Source organism: Mesorhizobium sp. M7A.F.Ca.ET.027.02.1.1 (assembly GCF_004022985.1).
Lineage (GTDB): Bacteria > Pseudomonadota > Alphaproteobacteria > Rhizobiales > Rhizobiaceae > Mesorhizobium.
Genome location: NZ_RZOL01000979.1, coordinates 1 through 402 on the forward strand (window position 1 = coordinate 1; position 402 = coordinate 402).

General features: G+C 49.5%; 1 pseudogene. It reads right to left on the reverse strand.

Annotated elements, in window-relative coordinates:
* Positions 1 to 184: 184 nt before the first annotated feature.
* Positions 185 to 402 (reverse strand): annotated as a pseudogene (locus tag EN749_RS37335) (hypothetical protein); the annotation flags it as partial.

Sequence of the window (402 nt, forward strand, 5' to 3'; positions counted from 1 at the left end):
GTATAGCGTCTGACTGGTGTGATACCGGCGCAAAAATAAAGAAAGACGGTGAAAGCTTCGTTATTTCACTGAAAGGTTTTCCTATTCCTGCTCAGCATTAACTCCTGACCGGTGAAAACTGCTGACTGCCTCCGTGACAGTCAGCAGTTTTTATTTTTTATGATCTGCTTCAAAAATTTTAATATTAGATCACGCTGCGTTTTAACGATGGCACGTTTTTATTCAGGGCGAGCCATAGCGGTTTGATCCTCAGCAACGCCTGCTCAAGCTCTGTCGATTCGAGCGAGAAGGGCATCCGCAAATAGCGGTCAAACGCGCCGGATAAACCAAACCGCGTACCGGTCCCCAGATTGATCCCCAGAATCTCCGCCCGCGCGGCAAGCTGTGTCGCCAGCATGCCCG